This is a genomic window from Thermocladium sp. ECH_B (genome assembly GCA_001516585.1).
In the GTDB taxonomy this organism is placed as follows: Archaea; Thermoproteota; Thermoprotei; order Thermoproteales; family Thermocladiaceae; genus Thermocladium.
The window spans coordinates 1-19724 of sequence record LOBW01000031.1 but is presented as its reverse complement, the minus strand read 5'-3'; the positions used below and the strand labels follow the sequence as shown (position 1 = coordinate 19724).

Below are 19724 nucleotides of genomic sequence, written 5' to 3'. Positions count from 1 at the left end.
GGGAACCTTTCTAATACTAACTACTTTCTTTGCCATAGAAAAGCAATGCCATTCACTCTTTAAAAGATTATGCCACTTAATGTGAGCTACCCCGCCCTTAAGGGCGAGGCTTCCCCGCCCCGCCTTGCCCATCGTTATGGGTAGTGGGCGGAGCTCCACGGGCACCACGGGCAGCTCCCACCCTGCATGTTTCAAATGATTGAGCGTGGAATTGTGAGTATAAAACCTAAAACCACCCCACACAAACATTGAACTATCATTAATTAAAACCTCGCCTAGAAGAGACCCCATTCTTATGGATGGAGCAGTTCATGGCGTTTTCAACTATCTTGATTTTCCGTATAGCTAACTTCCTCCCCACCCTTAAAGGGCGAGGTTTAGCATTCTCTTTATCACTATTTGAAGAACTTGAGATGGAATCAGCGGCCTCCATGGGCCTTTTTCTCTTCACCTAATACGAGTAACTCTGACTCATCACAATCAAGGAGATTAGTTTCATGTTTTAAAGGATGCGCAGAAGTAAACGTGTTTACCCGTGGCGTACTTATCCTTGCTTTTACTTCCGCCACGGCATTCCTCTTAAGGGATCATACATGATCATCCTTAAATCATTGAGCTGGTCGAGGAAAACACAGCTATACTCCATCCACCTTCCTAATCAAGTTAAGTGGGGTTTAATGGGATCCCCCTCTAAAAGGACTTGCCTCTCTCTCATGGATAATGTATATCCGGCGAGAAAGATGAATTTAATCCGGGCGATTATGCATTAACCGTAGCGTTTCACCGATGGAATCGCGCCAATCACAACTAATGCAGCGCTAATTATCATTACAATTGAGCTAGCGAATGCGGCGGCACTAATTGATCCACGCATCAGCATTAGAACCATGAGGGTGGATAGTGGCCCGATTGCAGCGTTTATATTCCAACCAAATGACACGCCACTCCATCTCGCCTCAACTGGGAACAGCGACGTGAAGTAAAGCGTCTGGGGAGCCGCGGCTAAGCCGAATAAGATGCCTATTATTAGGGTCATGAATGGAGCCATTGAATTAAAACTGAACGATAAATTAACCCCAAGTGGCGATATAGCCATTAATGCTATCGAGGATAAGATGAATAATGAGCGGGGACTAATCTTGTTAAGAATGAATCCACTCAACACCTCCCCCACCACTGCTCCAAGACCCCCATACATGCTTAGGGTCAAGGCAAAATCAAGCGCNCTTGATGGAGATACCCCAGCGTGAGGCGCTATTAGTTTTGGTATGGCGTAACTCCAGAACCCGGTGCCGCCGTAGTAATACATGGTTAATCCCAGATTTATCAAAATAACTATAAGTAAAGCCCTCCAATGCCTCCTCATCACTGAGGCAAGAGGAAGCTTAGGTAATTTACCAACCCGCTTGGCCTCAAGCCATTCTGGCGACTCAACGCCGCTTAGTCGTATTATCAATGCAATTAATGCAGGCACCGCGCCAAATATGTAAATTACTCTCCAACCCCATGCCTCGAACGCAGAGGATGGCAAGATCCCCTTAATAGCTAATACCATGAATGACGAGAGGAAGACAGCCCATGAAAGTCCACTATACATTATTCCATTTAGAATAGGCTTTAGCCGGGCTGGAGCCATTTCCATAGCCCACGTTGCGCCGCCCCCGGCTTCTCCTCCTAGGGAGAGACCTTGCAGTAGCCTCATGGCATAGAATGCCAGGGGCGCAGCTAGGCCTATGGATGAGTAGGGAGGCAGGAGACCTATCACTATTGCGGCTAGGCCTATTAATCCAGCATCCAATATCGTGGTGTATCGCCTCCCCCTCTTATCGCCGAGGTGCCCAAATAATACTGCACCAATGGGTCTCACTAAGTAGGATAATGCGAATGCAAACCAAACCTCTAATAATCCAAGCACGGGGGAGCTTGAGAAGAAGAGTGGCTGAATTATATATGCCAAGGAGGAGTAAATTATTATGTCATAGTATTCGAGTCCCCATATTAACATTGTCGAAATTACTGGAACCAAATACTGCTTAGTAGTTAACCTAACTCCCATCAGTATCTAGAAGTAGATCAATGTATTTTTATATTTTTGCGCCGGAGAAAGCCGCTAATAGCCGCCGCTGTCCAGTGCCTTCCTGATCTCATCTATTGATGATGAGTCATCTATTGTGGAGACATCGCCATAATTCTCGCCCCTCACAAGGGCCCTAACAACCCTACGAAGCACTTTGCCGCTTCGATTCTTCGGTATCTTGGGTACGAAAAACACCCTATCCACGACAACTATGGGACCCAATGCCTTCCTCACGGACTCCTTTAGTTCCTTAGCCAATNCAGGGGATGCGGTGAAGCCTGGCCTCAACACTATGAATGCCACCGCTACTTCACCTCGCAATTGATCGGGCTTCCCCACTACCGCGGCCTCGCCAACGGCTGGATGCATAAGGAACGCATTCTCTATCTCAGCGGTTCCAAGCCTATGCCCAGCTATCTTAAGAGTATCATCAGCCCTACCAAGTAACCAGAAGTATCCATCCTCATCTATCANCGCCGCATCTCCGGTGTAGTAATAGCCGGGGAATCTCTCATAGTATGTTGCCTTAACTAGAGCTGGGTCGCCAATCCAATCAGGTTTACCGAAGTTATCGGCATCGCCCCACATGGTGAGGAATATCGTTGGCGCCTTAAATGGTACTTTATATACCAAGTAACCCTTTTCTCCCCTAATTGGCTTGCCATCCTCATCCACTACATCCGCCTCAATTGCTGGGAGGGGAACCGTTGCGGAGCCCGGCTTTAATGGTATCTTATCTATACCGTATGGTGGGAAAATGGGAACTATGGTCTCCGTCTGTCCATAAGTATCTATTATTGGTAACCGACCCTTACCCACCACTTCATAGAACCACTTCCACGCCTCGGCATTTAATGGTTCGCCCACGCTTCCCAGGATTCTAAGAGTGGATAAATCATGCTTCTTAACCCAATGATCGCCTTGCGACATGAACATCCTAACGGCGGTTGGAGACGTATAGAGAACCGTAACCCCGTATCGATCCACTATTGACCAATACCTATCCGGCGCCGGAGTATCTGGAGCGCCCTCGTAGAATACGGCCGTTAATCCAAACATGGGCGGCGTATATATGGTGAAGAAGTGGCCCCCTGCCCAACCGAAGTCCCCGGTGAAGAACCATACATCCTTCTTAACATTTTGCTCATTTAGATCGAATGCCCAATACATATTGGCCCAGAGCCATACATAATGAGTGGATGTATGGACTATGCCCTTAGGTTTACCCACCGTGCCAGACGTATATACTATATACACAGGCTCATTGGCCTCTAACCAGGTTGGTTCCACATAAGTATTGCTTGGAGTGGATGCCATTAATTCATCAAATGCCAAGTCGCGTCCCTGCTTCAGGTCGATTTTTCGCCCAGATCTATTCACCACTATCATTTTCTCAAGAGTGGAAACCTTCTCGAATGCCTTCTCAGCGGTGGACTTAAGATCAACGAATTTACTCCGCCTATATCCTCCATCGGCCGTTATCAATATGCGTGATTTAGAATCAGCTAACCTATTGGCAAGCGCCTCTGCGCCGAAGCCGCTGAAAACTATTACATGTATTGCGCCTATCCTAATAGCTGAGAACGCGGCTATCAGTGCCTCTGGAACCATGGGCATATATATACCAATTCTATCTCCTTTCCTTATTCCCAGATCAAGCAAGGCCTTGGAGAACCTATTTATGCTTCGCCACATCTCATCATATGTGAATCGCCTGATCTCTAGTGGATTGCCCTTATCATCGGTGGGCTCTCCCTCCCATATATACGCCAACTTGTTTCTAGTCCAGCTATTCTCATGGATGTCAAACCAATACGTGTAATTAGTTAATCCACCTACGAAGAATTTATGAATTGGATCCCTGTATTCAACATATTTGTTCCATGGTCGCCTCCAGTACAATGCTTTCTTAGCAATCTCGCCGTAATATGCTTCCGGATCATCCATGGCTTTCTGGTATTCGGCGAAATAGGCGCCGCCCAGGTTTGGCAGGATCCCTTTGGTTGGATCAAATCTAATATTTAGATTATTTTTACTCATAATAATAAATTTATTGCTTAATTTTTAAGTATTATTTTTCAGTAAATATAATATATTCTAACATTATAGAATATTAATGATTATATTAAGAATAAAAATATATGATCAATCATTAATTAACCGATGCGCTGCACTATATAATGGCACATCCAAACCTAGAAAACACATGTAGAAAACAGTGAAAAGATAAGAACTAAAACTCCAATTGTTTGGGGATTAATACTTTTCCATTATTTTAAGAAGAATGGACTGCCTCGAACAATAATTCTTCCTGAACCGCGTGGATGAACCAATTACTTTATCGCTTCCCAAATAACCGATCGAGACGCTGGTCCTGGACAACGCAGCTATCGTGATTACTTGATGCCCCACAGGCGAAGCCTTTTTCGCTGCATCATTTATGTGAAGCGTGCATTGGCTCAATGCTATTGCCTCCATATTGGGATCCCTCGCAATTCCAGTTCCATTTAGGTGGGACCTGAGGGCAAAGTACAGGTAATAAAGCATATCCAGATCCCCTGGCGCGGCTGATGCGTTTAGAACAATGAATACATCGGCCTTTATTGACTCCATTATTCTCTTTAAATCATTTTCAGTCGCATTCCTTTCCAGAACAATCGTAACCACCTCGTAACTTAATGCCCCTAGATCGGTCGTGATCATCATTACTCAACCACCATGTATATATGATAGAAATAGAACCACATCGTTATCCTTGAGCGGCGTCGCTAAATCCTTAAGTAGCCGTATGTCTATATCATTTATCGCTATATATATGTCGGGCATCAATTCCTTTCCATCCATTAATCTAGAAAAAAGCTTCGGATTACTGGAGCCTAACTTAGTTATTAAGTCCCTAATTGTTGAGCCGCAGGGCACCTCCATGCTAATTTCATTATCTCCAGCAAATATCTTAAGTACTCCAGCAAATCTCAGCCTTATTCTGGCTGTGCACTCCATGTTTTTGGTGTCAGGCAAAATGATTTATAAATCAGTCACTATTAGTTAGTCAACTGTGGTAAAACGATGCATTAACTTCGCTTTGGATGGATTGGGCTACTCATTGCAGATGTGTAGGAATGGGAATGGAAAAATAGTTAGCGCTAAGTTGGCTAGGGAAGTATCCCAACAACGACTTGAGCTGCCGAGCGAAAGTGAGCTGCTAAGCATGATAGAGGTGCCAGCCAATATGTTGGGGTTACTCATGATATCATTACTGGCCATTCCACGCGGCAAAGTTGCCTCATACGCATCCATGGGTAGGCTACTCGGCATAAGTCCGAGACTCGTTGGGTTACTTCTCTCAAAGAATCCATTACCCATAATTGTGCCGTGTCATAGAGTTATTCAGTCAGATGGAAATATAGGGGGCTACTCGGTTCATGACCCCCTCATAAATAATGCAATCGATATAAAGAAGAAATTGCTGAAAATGGAGGGAATCCCGATAATCAATGATAAAGTGCCGAAGAAGTACTTCATAAATTACGATGATCACGAAAAGAGATTCTATGAATTATATAACCTCTATATAAAGCAAATAAAGGAAAGGGAGTAAAAATTACTCAGCCTTATGTTCCTCTATGAAATCCGATAGCTCTATCTTTGGATAAATGCCCAAACTAATCAATTCCTGCAACATCAATTTAAAGGCATAGGGAACCACCACCTTCGAAACATTGCTCTTGTTGCCATGTATTGGACAGACAGGGCGACCCTTATGGTAATCATACCAAGCAATCATACCACAATCCTCACACACATACATTGTATATTTATCGCTTGACTCCACTAGTCTCTCATGAAGTAGCGCAGAGGCGCCATGAGCTATCAATACGTCTCTCTCCATCTCTCCAAGCCTTAATCCGCCCTCCCTGGAACGGCCCTCCGTTGGTTGCCTAGTTAGTATCTGAACTGGCCCAGTGGATCTAGTGTGTATCTTATCGGCAACCATGTGATGCAGCTTATGGTAGTAAATAACGCCTACAAATATGTCGGCAACTAGCTTCTCTCCAGTTAATCCATTATACATTACCTCCTTTCCAGACCACCTGAACCCAAGCTTCTCAAGCATGTTCCTAAGGGTATTCTCATCGACCCCCTCGAATGGCGTGGCATCCACTAATTGCCCCGTCATGGATGATACCTTACCGGCTATTGCCTCCAATAACTGCGCAATAGTCATTCTACTCGGCATGCCATGCGGATTAATTATTATGTCTGGAACTATGCCGTTCTCTGTGAATGGCATATCCTCCATGGGGAGAACCATGCCGACGACTCCCTTTTGACCATGCCTGCTAGCGAATTTATCACCAAGCTCCGGTTTACGTACCTCCCTTACCTTTACCTTTATCAATTTATACCCCTCGCTATTCTCCGTTATCAGTATCCTATCAACAATGCCCCTCTCTCCTCGCCTGACCGTTATTGAGGAATCCCTCCTCTCCTTCTTAAGAGCCTCCTCCGCGAATGCACCATAAAACCTCGGCGGACTCGTCTTTCCTATTAGCACCTCATTGCTGGATACCAGGACCTCAGGTATTATTATGCCATCCTCATCTAGGTGGGAATACACATCTGCGCCCTTAAAACCCCTCACGCTTGAAGTTGGTATCTCTATCTTATCCGTCTCGCCGCCGGAGTAACGAATCTCCTCGGTCTCATAAGTTCTATAGAAGATGCTTCTAAACATGCCTCTCTCAATTGATGCCTTATTAATTATGACCGCATCCTCCATATTATAGCCAGTATATGATATTAGGGCAACAACTGCATTTTGGCCAGATGGTCTCTTGCTATAACCAACCAATTCAGCTCCTCTGGTAGTCACAAGCGGTCTCTCGGGATAAATGAGGAGGTGCCCCCTTGAATCCATTCTATATCTATAATTAGACGCCGGCATTCCAAGTGATTGCTTCGCCATGGCTGCCTCATATATGTTCCTGGGGGACTGGTTATGCTCAGAGAATGGTATTATTGAGGCAATTGCGCCAAGCATAATTGATGGATATATCTCCATATGGGTGAACTTGCTTAAATCGCTTGTTGAATTAATTGTTACCAATGCATTTTCCTCCTCATCTGCATCCAAGTACTCTATTATGCCATTCTTCTCGAGATCGCTCCACGTCCATATGCCCTTCCTTATATTCTCTATATGCTCCGGACGCAATTTAAGCCTACCATTCTCTATAACCAGAAGAGGACGACGAAGCCTGCCAGAGTCACAGTTGACCCGAACCTCTCGTAATTCATCTATATAAGCTACGTTTATTTCCTTGCTTATCTCATTTCTTCTCCTCATTTCCCTTAACCTAGTCACGAGCTGCTTTGGATCCTCATGAATGCCTATCAACCTACCATTTAGAAGAACCTCACTGCCCTTTATGCCGTTTCTTCTAGCAGTCATTATATCGATAACGCCCATTTCATAAAGCATATCCTCAACCTCCTTCTCATCAACGCCAACGGTCACCGAAGCAAGGAGAGCCATGTTCTTCACAAGTCCACAATTAGCGCCTTCAGGGGTCTCAACTGCACATAATCTACCCCATTGCGTTGGATGTAGATCCCTAGCCTCAAAGTGAGGCTGGCCCCGGCCCAGAGATGATAATACCCTGCGTAGATGACTGATCGTAGATAAGTAATTAGTTCTATCCAACATTTGAGTCACTCCGGTCCTGTTGCCAACCCAATTACCAGTGGATAATGCATGTCGTATTCTCTCTGTCATTATGTCAGCCCTAACTATGGTGGCTAGGTTAGGCACTTTGCCCCTGGCATAATACTTCTCGAGTTGACTTCTCAGGTCCTGCATGAATTGATTAAAAACAGTCTTAAATAATTGGGACATTAAGTCACCAACAAGCCTTATCCTCTTATTAGCCATGTGATCCTTATCATCCGGCTTCCTCCGACCCANGTAAAGCTCAACTACACCTTTTATCGCTTGCCCCAGTAACAGGGCCTTCTTCATCCTTATCTCAGGATCAGGCGATGTACCTAAGTGGGGCAGGAAGTACTTGTCCAGTGTGGATAATGCGCGTTCAATCCTTATTTCCCTTAATTGGCCTATAGCTATTTTACCACCAATGTAGTCCCGCGCATCATCTATGGTAGCAGCCACTTGGCTGGATTTCTCCAGTGACGCCATTAACTCGTTCTGGATGTCCGGATCATCGCTTATCGCCATTACTATGTCTTGATCCGTTTCAATGCCTAGCGCCTTCATCACTATTGGGAACGGCAACTTTATTGAGAGACCCACTGATTGAACGTAAATCACGCCATCCCTGTGCAGCTCGACAGTGGCCTTGGTTCTATAGCCGGGACCTATGGAGACTATCGTAGCCATATATACCTTGGTTCCACCGCGTTGATCTATCTCATATATTGGCTTATTCAACGATAAATCCTCCTGCGCAACTACTACCCTCTCGCTTCCATTTATTATGAAGTAGCCGCCAGGATCATCTGGATCCTCGAGCTTCCTAGTTATATCGCTGGGCTTTAGTCCAGTTAAGTTGCAATACTTGGACTTAACCATTATAGGCATGTCGCCTATGTATACCCTCTCACTTGGATACTCCTCGCCGTTCACCACGAGCATCATCCGCATATACATGGGGGCGGCATACGTCGCATTCCTCATCCTAGCCTCCATGGGATAAATTATGCTTTCGATTCCATCGGATTCCTTTACCCTGGGCCTGCCTATCTCCACCTTATCCACTATCAATGAGATTCCCTTTATGTTCATTTCAGCGCTGCCCATTTCCTTAACCATTCTCTGTAACTTATTGTCTAGGAAATCATTAAACGAATCTATTTGATGCCGCACCAATCCATTCTCCCGTATATAGGACTCAACAATGGTCCATCTATCGTTAATTGATGGAAATGATTGAGAATCATCAGTCCTCATTAAATAAGGAAGTATTAGGTTGCCCTTCTTCATTACTATCAACCCGACACCACTATCCTATAAAAAACCATTTCTCCCGCGGTGGGCGATTTCCTGTATATTCTAACCACATTACCAGGCTTTGCACCGAGCGCCCTTATTAATGGGTCTTGCGACCTTATCCACGGTAATTGCCAAGGCGCCACATTAAGTCCCTTCAATAGCGCTTTAGCCTCCTCCATTGGAACTAGTTCAGCTTTAGGCACTAATTCATGCTCCAAGGCCTTCTGGGAAACCAATTCCTCCTTCTTTTTTCTTGAACGATGAGATGACATTATGTTTACATTGATAACTAGTCTATTAATAAATCTTTTCAAACGTGATCCATATTTCAATTAATTGTTAGTTCCCATCATACGGCAGATATTAATATTTAACTGAAGCGATGAGGCCATGATACGGCCAAGCGCGAAGGTGGTCTCATTCACGAGCGGCTCAAAGGGCGGCGTCGGCAAGAGCACAATAGTTGCCAATATGGCGGCAATATTGGATGCCTCAGTCACAGTAATAGATCTGGGCTTTGACGGTAACAACACTGTGAGCAAGCTTCATGGGATAGATAATGATGGCGGCATATTAGACTATTTAGCAACTGGCGCTAATTATAAGGCGCATGAATCGAAGGAGCATAAGAACGTATCAATAATACCGCCGGGCGACTTATCCCAGAAGTATTTCCTGTTCTTCGGAGTCAATAGGCACATAGTGGCGGCTCGATTCGAGAAATTAGTCATAGATTTATCGAGGAATGGAGTCAAATTAATATTGATTGATTTTCCAGCGAATATGGAGAAGACAATTCACCATACTTTGATTGCCTTCTCGGATATAGTTAACTTGGTAATGGAGCCAAGCGAGTCATCCATTGATTCGTTAACTAAGCTCTATAAGGAAATCATGGGATTCTATGATGGCTACGGCATAGTGAATACCATTGTTAACATGATAGCGATCGATAATGATCCGCTAGTGGACTATGCGAGGAAATACATGAATAATGGCGAAACCATGAAGATACCTTTCGATCATTATGCACGTCATTATACTAATAATGGATCGCTTGCCGTGCACTATAAGTCAGGCTCATTTAGGCCAGCAATAACTGGCGTTACTAAGCAAATAGCAAAGCAGGTGGAGCAATTAATGGGTGTTAAATTGTGATACCGAATAGACAGGAGAGACTAAGCAGGCTGAGCGATGTGTTGGGGGATGAGGTTAAGGAGAATCCAAAGGAGAGGAACTCGGATAGTAGAGTTAGGAGAGCAATGAGGTTAACTCGGGACCTCATAGAGTTGCTGGGAGATGATGAATTAACGAAGAAAATACTATCAAAGATAACCATAGATGATGTAGTGAATGAGGTGAAGCAAGTGGATCCGGAGCTAGCTAATTTTCTACAGGTTTGGCTCTCCATGAGGTGCACGCAATGAGGGAGAGAAAGTTAGATGAATTAAATCAGAAAATGGCGCATGATCTACGAAATATAGGGTACGCCAAAATGGCCAAGATCAAGACTGTAAGCGTGGGTAGAGGTGATTACGCCAAGGACATAGCCAAGAAATGCGGAAAATTATTCCAACAATGCCTTACGATGCTTAATCAAGTACTGAACGGCTACGATGCTGGAGATGTTTCCAGCCTAGTCGATAAGGGTAATCCAGCTATAATTATTGCATTGCTCTGGAGACGCGATGAGGATGGAATAATGAATTACTTGAAGCAAGGCAAGTACGACGCGGATTGGGTCAGGGAGTCTTATAAAAATCTTGGAGCTAGCGATGATCTAATAGAACATGAATTAAGCGCTGAGAAGCATGGACATAAACTCATCGTCATTAAATTGCCCCGTAGAAAACCGGCCAAGAATGATTTGGACAAAGATAAATATATTAAATTAACGACAATAGATGACTTGCCGGATGAATTATTCAAGTAATGCATCATGAATGGGAAGCTCCGGTTAATCATCCTGTCCCTCGCCGCAATACATGTTGCCGCATTATTTAATGGATGGATAATTCTATTTATAGCGCCGCTGCTGATGATTACTTGGGAATATTCTATTCCACTTCTATTGAATACGATAACGCATAAGGCAATGCCGTTGATCTCCATCAAAAACGACTATGTATATGATGTTGGAGGCGGCATTATTCATGTATTCTATAATGTTGAACCATTATTTAATTCCGAGCGTTTAAGTGGAAGCAAGTACTCGATCCTAGTCACTGAACTCATTCAAAGGCTTGCATTGGATGAGGAAACCATGATATCATTCATGGTAATAAATGGAAATGTACTGATCAGACTTAGTCGGAGCATTAATGCGGATGACATGAATTATACAAGGACTAAGTTATTAATGATGGAGAGAGTAATCAGCGAGTACTTCATAATAAGGCATAGGCTAAGCAATCAGGAATTAACTGAACTATATGAGGCAAGAGCCATAAAGATGAGGACTAAACACCTATTACTGATTACAGCGCCCATGGTCTACTTAATAATATATGGATCACCTGGTCTACTCATTAGCACGTCGATATTGGGTTACTTGTTTTATGGCTTTATCAGAGGCAAATGGGTTTTCTCAGGCCTACCTTTTAATTATGTATCGAATGGCAATGATGAGCTTTTTAAGGATACGGATGATGAAGCGAGAAGATCATTATCGATGGCGCAACAAGGTATAGGCAATTATTGCGTGATTATTCGAAGCAATCAGGAATTAAGCGGAAAAGCGAGGAAAATGTACCATAAGGCAAATGAGGGAAGCGTAGTCAAGGAAATGGGGAAGTACTACTTTGATGCCATCAAGTGGAGAAATGTAATAGACAGATTAAATTCGGGGGAGNCCCCCATTAAGTTCATAGTGCTTTCAGTGGATAAGTTAAACGATGGCTTCACTAACATCCTGCCTCCGCCCTATGTATTTAATAGGCCAGATGCATTCATGCATGATGGATTGACGAGGGATTTAATGATTTATTTACCATTCAAGGCATCGGAAGAGAGGGGAAGTAACTCCATTAGGATAGGCAGGGATAGGCAGGGAAATCAGATTAACATGGATGCCGGACTTCTTCCAAGCATGCATGGAATCATAATTGGACCAACTGGAATGGGCAAGACATGGACCATGAAGACCCTCTTGATCAGGATGATGAGTAAAGGCATAATGCCTATTATAATCGATCCACATGGTGAGTACTCTGGATTAAAGGGGGTGAACACGATAGATATAACTAAGCAAATCATAAATATTTTTGATTTAGGCAGTGTAACCCAAAGCGAGAGGATAAGCAGAATCGCCGAGTCCATTTCAACATCTTTTAGAGTGGATGAAGTTGAGCATATCATGGAGGACCTTGAGCTGGCATATGCTGGAGGCGATATTAAAGACACGGCCACCGGCATACGGAGACTGATCAATGCGTCAAACAGCACATTATTAACTAGCATATACGAGAGAATAGGGGAGTCCATCAATAATGCCAAGCATATCAACATAGAGGATGCATGCGATAAACCCACCGTCCTAACCTTTAAGGGAGTCATAACTAGTCCAGATGTAACTAGGTTCCTCATGATGCAGTTGATCNATCACATATATGGTTATATATTAAGAAGCGATCCCGCAGTTAAGCGCGTGCTGGTGATTGATGAGGCATATTATGTATTATCCAGTAGATTAATAGAATTATATATCAGGGGAACAAGGAAGTTCGGATTAGGCATATTCCTGGTGACACAGGAATTAGGCGANATATCGAGCGAGGCCATCCAGAACATTCCATTAAATATAATACTAGCGGGACCCGATCCTTACGTTGCAACAATATCCTCTAAGTACGAATTAAGCAGTGAAGATGTTAGATGGCTTACACAATCATTACCGCCACAAGCATTGGGCGGCAGAGCTAGGGCCATGTTAATAAGAGGGCCATTGAAGAATCATGTCCTGATAGAGCTGGAGAAACAAACCTAGGCTCGAATGGGAGTTAATGAGTGTACTGAAATGGGAAATCACGGTGCCTCTCCATTATTTTAAACATAAATTCAAAACTCCATGCTATAAAAGAATTAATATCTGCCCATCGTGAATGGAGAATGCTTTGGAGAACACTAATAGCCATTCTAATAATGGCTCTATCCATAGCTACGCTGGCCCACGCCAGCGGGAATTATACTAACTCAAGCGGAATTAATCCACAATCCATAGAGAATAACTTGATAATGCCATTCCTAAGCGATGCATTTAACATAATATCCATAATAGGAGGGCTGAGCATGTGGGTTCTAATATTGGCCGGCATCTATAAAATATTCGAATCAAAGCTAAGCATGACATCATGGGGTCGAATGAGCGGATTATATGAGGCAATAAATAACTTTAAATGGATATTCATAGGGATATCCACGTTCTATGTCTTAATGTACGTCATGTTCTATATCGCCAATGGGCTTGGAGCCAACATTAATCCAGGAGCCGAGACCCTGCTAATGATGAAGAAGCTGCTGATCTCACCATTCATAGAGATAGCCAACCATGCAACTTGAGGAACTCGCCATAGGCATAGAGACAAGCATGGTGATAATAATTGGGCTCTGGCGTAAGCAATTAAATAAAAGGGGAATCCTACTCATAGCAGCTTCATACATATTCTTCGCCGTAATGCCCCTCACAATTAACTTAATTAATCCCTCGACGCCGCAAAATCCGATTCTCGAGTTCACATATATGCGTGATGCTTGGCTAACCATATATAGATCCTCCACATCAATGGGATTAGCGCTCGCCGTGGCATTAACTGCCCGCAACATAATAGCCACGGTAATATTGGCTGGAGCCAATGTGCCGATCCAACAGTATTATTATGGCCTCGAGGCGGTGGGGCAATTCCTTGACCCATTATCATTCATAGTATACACAGCCATTCATCTAAGCCAAGTAATGCTAGCCGTATTCAATACAACCATTGAGATAGCATACATAGCGATCAATGTATCCCCCTTCCTCATCGCGATCGCCCTCCCCCTAATGCTGATCGGCAAGACGAGAACAATAGGCGCTACGCTATTGGTCATTGCATTGACCGCCGAACTCTCAACAAACATAGCGGCTGCATCGATTCAGGGATTGAGGCCCCCATCATTTAATTTGAGCTTTGCTATACCGTCCCAGGAACCGATGGATCTGCTATACACAGCTGGAGGCAAGTATTGGCTTCTCACCGGTTACATAGGGCGACATGAACTCATCCTATACACGCCGACCTCCATTTCGCCCGTGCCCAGCGGCGAAATAACGATTGATGCATCATACTACTTATGGCTAAAGGTACATACCAACATAGTGATTAAATCGCTTAATGGCATTCGGGAAGTCATATTGCAAGAGCCTCCCTTTAATCCGGTGATTAATGGGGACCAAGTAGTTGGCGCTTGGGAACTACTGAACTCCACGCAACCAACATACGTGGATAAGTATGGAGTCGGTTACGTTACGCTAAGTTGGGTTGAATCGCTTAAACCCAATGAAACTCAGCGCTGGATTCTTTGGACTTATGGATCCAACATAACAATAAATGGCTGTAATCACATATTGAATGATAGTGATGTCTACGAGGAAGCAAGAGTGAAACCCCTCCTCAATAAATTATCTAGTTTCTATGAGAATATAGCCAATCAACTCAATATTAATAACTCGGTGATAATGCCCCCGCCGAATCCGCCCAGCGATTTGACTCAACGCATTGCCATCATTACTTGCACTAATAAGGAGAACCAGACGATCCTAATGCCGGTGAGCATAACTATTATGGGTTCTCGGCTATATGGGTGGGGACCAGGAGGCATAGGGAATAACCACGTTAATATAGCTTACACTACTGAGTTGAGTGATTATTATGAAGTGGCTAGCACCGCTAATCTACGCTGGTTAGAGAATCAATTAAGGTCAATGCCAAACATCTTTGGTTTATTCGTGGTTAAGGTAATGGTGTACTCCACTACTTTATTTGGCGCGATTAATGCGCTGGCCTTCGTCTTAGGAATGCCCACGGCAATCGACACGGCGATATACTCGCTAGTTAATGGCTTATTCTATGAATTATCCATAATATTCTTGTTTAAGCCATCCTATGGCTCAACGTCGATATCGAGAAAACTGATGAAGCGATTAACCGGTAAAAATATAGTTGCAGGAGAGCGACGATTGAGTACCTTAAGGGGCAGAGCTAGGCGAGGCGAGCTACATAGGTACTTATTGACCTCTACTAGAATGAGGCGGGCAATGGATGGAACCACATTGACGCTTATGCGGGATGGAGCCATGGGCAAGGCCTACGCCAGCAATCCAAGAAGCGAACGCGTCAGTGATATCACATCAAGATATGTCACGTGGTCCTTAATGTCGAGGAGCCCACGGGATCTCCGTATTAGGTTACTTAATGATACTTATTCATACATGTATGCAAGTAATTCGTCAATAGTTGTGTTAAGGAGTCGAGACTTGCTTGTCAGATTCATTAGGTACGCCATAGCTGCTAGAATAAACGAAATAAGTAAGTCAGAGATAGAGATTCTACATGCTGCTTCAAAAGCAGTGGCCGGGGATTTAAATAGCATTAGAAAACTAGGGGAATTGGGATTCATTAGGGATGGAGCAATTAATTGGAGGGGCATAGAAAGAGTTAGGAAGCAATTATCGCAGAAATATAATTGGCTTGGAACCCTTTATGGTGGGGGAACCATTAAGACGCCCAGGGATCCAATACTTCATAACTTAGTTAATGATTATATGATGATCTCAACAAAGAGAGAACCAACAGTTCTTCAAGCTGCTGTGAGGCTTAAAGTGACGCCATTGATTGCAGTAATGATGAATTTGGGACAGGGAAAAAGGGGCGCGCAGCATGAAGCTAATTTACAAAGGCTAATTAATGAGGGAAAAAGGCAATATATTGAGATGAGCCGGGAAGCGGCTCGCATTTCATTTACTAGGGCCAGAACCGGAGNAAAGGATCTAATTAAGGATGACAATTTCTCATTGCTCTACATAGAGCCCGCGAATAAGCTTCTACATGAATATCGCCAACATGTTATTGATGAATTGAAGAATTTGGGGCTAAGGGGAAACACTGTTCATGAGTTCATCATGGAATTAAGGAAAAGCGGTGCGCCTGACCCGGATAAGGCCGTGAATCTGATTTCAGAACTGAGGAGAATCGATTCCATGATTAAATCACTGGAGCCCGGGACCCATCGACGGCATAGGCAAGTNAGGCAATGAGCGAATTAAGTGGTCATGGATGAAATATTTAAATGATGCAAGTATGGGACCCTACCATGCCTCTAAAGATAGGAGACCAAGCTCCAAACTTCGAATTGCTTGACACGGATCTAAAGAAGGTGAATCTATACGATGTGCTGGGGAAAGGGCAGTACGTGGTGCTGCTCTTCTTCCCTGGAGCATTCACCAGCGTATGCACCAAGGAGCTCTGCACATTCAGGGACAGCATGTTTAAGCTGGAGAAGGCGAAGGCCAACGTGATAGCCGTATCCGTTGACACCCCATTCTCACTAAAGGCATTTAAGGAGCAGAATAGGCTAAACTTCACTCTTGCATCCGACTTCAATAAGACAGTAATAGCTGATTATGATGTCGTGCTGCCTAGCCTCCTTGGTCTTAGGTACCTGGCAAAGAGAGCCGTCTATATAATAGCGCCTGATCACACCATTAAGTACGTGTGGTACTCCGATGATCCTGGAAAAGAACCGCCATATGATGATGTCGTCAAGGCAGTGAATGAGTTGGCTCACTGAATCGGAAATAATCGCTGCATAACATCAATCATCTTTAATCCAGAGCCTGTCATTATATATACAGCCCCAGTGCTGGGCTTAACGGCGAAGACCACTGCGGACGTTGGCTCCACCACTAGTCCAAGCGACAGAGCCATCCTTAAGCCAGTTACCACATCATCATCGCCGGCTAGAACTATGTCCCCACCGCTTTCCTTAATGGCGGCAATTATCTGGTCGAGCCTAGGCGGTTCACTGACCATAATGCCCTCGGGCAGCGTGGCCCTATGGAAACAATTACGCCCAGTTAAGGCCGTGAATGCGGAGCAATACCCCTGGGCCTCCACTGCAATTAACCTAGGCATGTCCTTCATTAAGCCCTCCTCAATCATTTCCTTGAAGCCCTTATATAGACCGAGGAGGAGGGTGCCGTTACCCAATGGCAGTATCACTGACTCCACGGCTTCAAATTGATAACGCAACTCATAAGCTATTAATTTAGTGCCCTCCAGGAAGAATGGATTCCAGGAGTGGCCAACGTATACCCCATCCCTATCATTTAATGCCAACCTAGCTGCCTCTGATCTGCTTTGCGCCTCAACTACATCAGCGCCTAGGAGCCGCATTAAGCTCTTCTTAGATGGAGATGCAGTGGCCGGGACATATATCCTTGACTTAATGCCTGCTCCCCTACTATACGCAGCTAGCGATACTCCAGCATTACCGCTTGAGTCCTCTATCATTAACGCATCCATTATTGATGCGGCTATGCTCCATCCCCTATCCTTAAATGAGCCAGTTGGATTCAGAGCCTCCATCTTAATTATGTAATTTCCAGCATTAATGAGGGGCGTAAAGCCCTCTCCAAGATTTATGGGTTTCTCAACTGGAATCACCTTAAGTAGTTCCCTAGAGGTGGCGGCTTTCGGTTTTCTGGTCTCAAAGTCTAGATCAAGGGGATGACCACAATGAGGGCAGCGCCACATCCAAGTCATGGCTGGCGTGCTGAAGCCGCATTTACTGCATCTATACTTAATACCCCTCTTCACGTTTATTAAGTTAAGGGGCATATAAGCAAGTGGATTTGCTTATTTATAATTTAATTGGATACGCCTTATGCTTGCATCAATTTTATCCTATCGGGGGTTTAAGGGGATGGAGTAATTCACTACTTTAGGAAGTAGTTCTCATACTCCTTAACATACCTAACGCTCTCCTTGACGCCTAGGAATAATTTCCTAACGTACTCTATCTGACCTCCTCCCCGCCTTGAGGGCGAGGGTTCCCCGAGGTCTAGAGGGTTACGCCCCTTTCACGGGCGCTACTCTGTTGTGGTCCACGATGAAAGATAGGGGCCTCTTTATCGCTGAGATCGTTATGCCGGTAGCCTTCTTCAAGATATTTAAAGCACCATTCAAGTCACTGTGCAATTTATGCCCTTTAGGACAGTTGATTACGCCTCTAGGCCCCCTCTCAACCTCAACACCATGATAAGCACAGTACTTTGAGGTATTATACTCAATGACCTCAAACACACGAATGCCATACTCCTGGGCCTTCAACTCAATAATGCCCATCAACTCTCGGTAAGACCACAAATTCACGGTGAACTTATTGCCCTTATCCTGCGCGATATTGAGGGGGTACCCCAAATAGATCGTGGATACGCCTCGTTCGTGAAGCGTCTTAAGCAAGTGGGAAGCAAAGTTCCTATACAAGTGGAGAAGCCTCCTGCTCAATTTCTTGAAAAGCCTCCTCCCCTCCCTATTAAGCTCATAATACGCCTCATACTCCTCTAGGTTCTTCATCTTGCTTGATAAGGATTGTACCTCACCTATCCTATTTTGTAGATAGAAATAATCCTCCTTCGCCCTAACCCCCTTATAGAGCAACCACGTACCATCATCGATCACCACGCTCGCCAAGACGTTAATGCCCAGATCTATGGATGCTGCTTTATTACCCTTCGGTGATTTAACTTGAATGCTCTTTCTTTCGCCGCGAAGGATATGCTTGCTCCTCCTTCCCTTCCTAGTTACCTCGACCCCAACCTCCACTGGAATGGAGGCATACCAAGCATTCCTCGTCTCATCATAGTATATTTCTAGCCTGCCTTGCTTGCCGTACCACCTCAACCTACCCGTAAAACCGATTTCTAGGCCGAAGTCCTTGAGAATGATGTGGTTTCGCTCATCCACTACGTACCTATCCTGCCTAATGACTAGGAGTAGTTTCCTCTCTCCAGTCTCCCCATCCTTCCAATAACTTGGTGGCGAAACGCGGTTCATGTGGGGCGGTAGTTTGTTTTCCTTCCTCAACTTCAATAGGGAGAAGAATGAACCCCACGCCTCATTGTTCTTCTGCATGACTGCTTGCGCGTTAACCCCCAATTCTTCCTTATACTTCTCGTAGCATTTGCCCCAAGTCCCCTCGAAATCCACTTTTTCACCGCGGAAGAATTGCTGCCTCCTCTCATAATTAACCTCGTTAAACAACTTGGCCGAGGTGTCGGCTAGTCTTCTGAGTTTTCTTTCTTGGAACCCGTTTGGTAGGAGGCGAACCACATTAGTCCTCCTATTCTTTAATTCGATTTCTTTGATGTCCTCTCCCGGTATTGCGGGGGAAGTCGGCCCCCGCCTCCCATTCCCAAGAAATTGACCGGAAGAGGACATCCTAAAGAGGAATAGTAAGAGGTTTTTAAACCTTACCCCCGCCCTGAAGGGCGAGGCTTGTCGTTCGTTTTATCACTCAACTTCACTTCTGCAGGGAAACATTTCCCCTTAATCCCTTGTTAAGATAAGCTCAGGCAATTCATTGCGTAGTGGGTATCAAGTA

Annotated in this window: 16 protein-coding genes and 1 pseudogene; 8 read left to right on the top strand and 9 right to left on the bottom strand. The window is 44.5% G+C overall.

The features are described from left to right. The 5 genes and pseudogenes from AT710_05220 to AT710_05200 form a co-directional block, all read right to left on the bottom strand. A pseudogene (locus AT710_05220) lies at positions 1-195 on the bottom strand. Positions 196-766: 571 nt separating this feature from the next. Further along, positions 767-2056 (bottom strand): MFS transporter, encoded by a 1290-nt coding sequence (locus AT710_05215; GenBank protein ID KUO91955.1) that lies wholly within the window; start codon positions 2054-2056, stop codon positions 767-769. Positions 2057-2110: 54 nt separating this feature from the next. Continuing rightward, positions 2111-4096, bottom strand: a complete 1986-nt coding sequence (locus AT710_05210) for a hypothetical protein (protein ID KUO91957.1) — start codon at positions 4094-4096, stop codon at positions 2111-2113. 237 nt (positions 4097-4333) lie between these two features. Continuing rightward, a complete protein-coding gene (locus AT710_05205) occupies positions 4334-4783 on the bottom strand; it encodes a hypothetical protein (protein KUO91954.1) in 450 nt (149 codons plus the stop codon). A 3-nt stretch (positions 4784-4786) separates the two neighbouring features. Continuing rightward, the gene (locus tag AT710_05200; protein KUO91953.1) at positions 4787-5077 is read right to left on the bottom strand and encodes a hypothetical protein; all 291 of its coding nucleotides are present in this window, start codon (positions 5075-5077) and stop codon (positions 4787-4789) included. A 55-nt stretch (positions 5078-5132) separates the two neighbouring features. On the opposite strand from AT710_05200, the gene AT710_05195 reads away from it, so the two are divergent. Further along, positions 5133-5675 carry a hypothetical protein gene (locus tag AT710_05195; protein ID KUO91952.1) on the top strand — a complete coding sequence of 181 codons (543 nt, stop codon included), beginning with the start codon at positions 5133-5135 and terminating at the stop codon, positions 5673-5675. A 3-nt stretch (positions 5676-5678) separates the two neighbouring features. Here AT710_05195 and AT710_05190 read toward each other — a convergent pair whose 3' ends face one another. Both AT710_05190 and AT710_05185 read right to left on the bottom strand, forming a co-directional pair. Then, positions 5679-9044 carry a DNA-directed RNA polymerase subunit B gene (locus tag AT710_05190; protein ID KUO91956.1) on the bottom strand — a complete coding sequence of 1122 codons (3366 nt, stop codon included), beginning with the start codon at positions 9042-9044 and terminating at the stop codon, positions 5679-5681. 38 nt (positions 9045-9082) lie between these two features. Further along, on the bottom strand, positions 9083-9358 hold the full coding sequence (locus AT710_05185) for a DNA-directed RNA polymerase subunit H (GenBank protein KUO91951.1): 276 nt from the start codon (positions 9356-9358) through the stop codon (positions 9083-9085). A gap of 118 nt (positions 9359-9476) precedes the next feature. Here AT710_05185 and AT710_05180 point away from each other — a divergent pair, with 118 nt between their 5' ends. From AT710_05180 to AT710_05150, 7 genes are all read left to right on the top strand, one after another. After that, a complete protein-coding gene (locus AT710_05180) occupies positions 9477-10244 on the top strand; it encodes a hypothetical protein (GenBank protein ID KUO91950.1) in 768 nt (255 codons plus the stop codon). Continuing rightward, positions 10241-10513, top strand: a complete 273-nt coding sequence (locus tag AT710_05175; protein ID KUO91949.1) for a hypothetical protein — start codon at positions 10241-10243, stop codon at positions 10511-10513. The genes AT710_05180 and AT710_05175 overlap by 4 nt, the downstream gene beginning before the upstream one ends. Next, on the top strand, positions 10510-11019 hold the full coding sequence (locus tag AT710_05170; GenBank protein KUO91948.1) for a hypothetical protein: 510 nt from the start codon (positions 10510-10512) through the stop codon (positions 11017-11019). The genes AT710_05175 and AT710_05170 overlap by 4 nt, the downstream gene beginning before the upstream one ends. Before the next feature lie 6 nt (positions 11020-11025). Beyond that, complete coding sequence (locus tag AT710_05165) at positions 11026-13071, top strand: hypothetical protein (protein ID KUO91947.1); 2046 nt, start codon at positions 11026-11028, stop codon at positions 13069-13071. A 122-nt stretch (positions 13072-13193) separates the two neighbouring features. Beyond that, positions 13194-13643, top strand: a complete 450-nt coding sequence (locus AT710_05160) for a hypothetical protein (protein ID KUO91946.1) — start codon at positions 13194-13196, stop codon at positions 13641-13643. Beyond that, positions 13633-16377: a hypothetical protein gene (locus tag AT710_05155; GenBank protein ID KUO91945.1), complete on the top strand. Its 2745-nt coding sequence runs from the start codon at positions 13633-13635 to the stop codon at positions 16375-16377. Before AT710_05160 ends, AT710_05155 begins: the two co-directional genes overlap by 11 nt. 56 nt (positions 16378-16433) lie before the next feature. Then, positions 16434-16910, top strand: coding sequence for an alkyl hydroperoxide reductase (locus AT710_05150; protein ID KUO91944.1), 477 nt, complete (start codon positions 16434-16436; stop codon positions 16908-16910). On the opposite strand, the gene AT710_05145 is transcribed toward AT710_05150, so the two are convergent. Together AT710_05145 and AT710_05140 are read right to left on the bottom strand one after the other, a co-directional pair. Further along, on the bottom strand, positions 16904-17959 hold the full coding sequence (locus tag AT710_05145) for a hypothetical protein (GenBank protein KUO91943.1): 1056 nt from the start codon (positions 17957-17959) through the stop codon (positions 16904-16906). The genes AT710_05150 and AT710_05145 overlap by 7 nt on opposite strands. Before the next feature lie 231 nt (positions 17960-18190). Continuing rightward, positions 18191-19561 carry a transposase gene (locus tag AT710_05140; GenBank protein KUO91942.1) on the bottom strand — a complete coding sequence of 457 codons (1371 nt, stop codon included), beginning with the start codon at positions 19559-19561 and terminating at the stop codon, positions 18191-18193. Positions 19562-19724: the final 163 nt, after the last annotated feature.

What these genes read in the sequence shown, in the direction of transcription:
- AT710_05150 (KUO91944.1), top strand. Translation starts at nt 16,434, where the DNA reads ATGCCTCTAAAGATAGGAGACCAAGCTCCAAACTTCGAATTGCTTGAC.
- AT710_05180 (KUO91950.1), top strand. Translation starts at nt 9,477, where the DNA reads ATGATACGGCCAAGCGCGAAGGTGGTCTCATTCACGAGCGGCTCAAAG.
- AT710_05140 (KUO91942.1), bottom strand. Translation starts at nt 19,561, where the DNA reads ATGTCCTCTTCCGGTCAATTTCTTGGGAATGGGAGGCGGGGGCCGACT.
- AT710_05170 (KUO91948.1), top strand. Translation starts at nt 10,510, where the DNA reads ATGAGGGAGAGAAAGTTAGATGAATTAAATCAGAAAATGGCGCATGAT.
- AT710_05185 (KUO91951.1), bottom strand. Translation starts at nt 9,358, where the DNA reads ATGTCATCTCATCGTTCAAGAAAAAAGAAGGAGGAATTGGTTTCCCAG.
- AT710_05205 (KUO91954.1), bottom strand. Translation starts at nt 4,783, where the DNA reads ATGATGATCACGACCGATCTAGGGGCATTAAGTTACGAGGTGGTTACG.
- AT710_05160 (KUO91946.1), top strand. Translation starts at nt 13,194, where the DNA reads ATGCTTTGGAGAACACTAATAGCCATTCTAATAATGGCTCTATCCATA.
- AT710_05200 (KUO91953.1), bottom strand. Translation starts at nt 5,077, where the DNA reads ATGGAGTGCACAGCCAGAATAAGGCTGAGATTTGCTGGAGTACTTAAG.
- AT710_05145 (KUO91943.1), bottom strand. Translation starts at nt 17,959, where the DNA reads ATGCCCCTTAACTTAATAAACGTGAAGAGGGGTATTAAGTATAGATGC.